General features: G+C 43.0%; 1 rRNA gene. It reads right to left on the bottom strand.

The annotated features are described in order from the left end of the window. Positions 1-197: 197 nt before the first annotated feature. Positions 198-313: ribosomal RNA gene (gene rrf, locus N693_RS0102250) — 5S ribosomal RNA — on the bottom strand. Positions 314-381: the final 68 nt, after the last annotated feature.

Below are 381 nucleotides of genomic sequence, written 5' to 3'. Positions count from 1 at the left end.
CTCCGAATTGTGATCATAAACCCTGTATTCAGCTCCTAACTCTCATTAACTAATCGTATTTCTGACAACCTCCCCACCGTCTACAATTAGTTTCTCTCGAAAAACCCCGTCCAACCCGCCTTTTATAACTTAGATACAAATAATTCACAACAAAAAAAAGAGTCAAGGAATGAAATCCTTGACTCTCTTTTCAAATTGCCCGGCAACGTCCTACTCTCACAGGGGGAAGCCCCCTACTACCATCGGCGCTGAAGAACTTAACTTCCGTGTTCGGTATGGGAACGGGTGTGACCTCTTCGCCATCATTACCAGACAAATGTGAGCTTGTTCGCTCAAAACTGGATAAAACCAACATTGAAACTCAAAACAATCTTGCGATTC

Source organism: Sporosarcina sp. D27, assembly GCF_000586555.1.
Lineage (GTDB): Bacteria > Bacillota > Bacilli > Bacillales_A > Planococcaceae > Sporosarcina.
This window is presented reverse-complemented; position numbering and strand designations above follow the sequence as displayed.